The sequence below is a fragment of the Halomonas marinisediminis genome (assembly GCF_004347715.1).
Lineage (GTDB): Bacteria > Pseudomonadota > Gammaproteobacteria > Pseudomonadales > Halomonadaceae > Halomonas > Halomonas icarae.
Map to the genome: position 1 here is coordinate 1 of NZ_SLTR01000084.1, position 359 is coordinate 359.

Genomic DNA, 359 nt, shown 5'->3' on the forward strand with positions numbered 1-359 from the left:
GGGGTGAACTGGTTAAGCTCGCTGACGTCCAAAGTGGTCATGAACGCAATCTCGGACGTGATCATCTGTTGCTCTTGAAACAGAAGGCCGTCGACGAGATTCGTTTGATTAGAGCTTGCCATCATGGTCAGCCACTCCCGGATATCACCGACAGTCAACTCCCTGACTGCTATCTCCCTTTCACGCACTGTCACTGAGTAGGTCATAAGCCCTCGATGGTGTTACGCCGCTACTTTCTGCGTCCGGCGGAAGTATTGGGATTTGGTGGTTTTGCTGGAGTCGATCAACACCGAGCCGGAGATATCAAACGACGCGAAGTCGTCAGAGATTACGCCAACCTCTTGGGCCGGAGACGGCTT

Annotated in this window: 1 protein-coding gene; it reads right to left on the bottom strand. The window is 53.2% G+C overall.

All coding sequences use genetic code 11. The features are described 5' to 3' along the window. The coding region (locus E0702_RS19630; protein ID WP_205741962.1) for a hypothetical protein at positions 1 to 206 on the bottom strand (206 nt) is incomplete at its 3' end. Positions 207 to 359 lie beyond the last annotated feature (153 nt).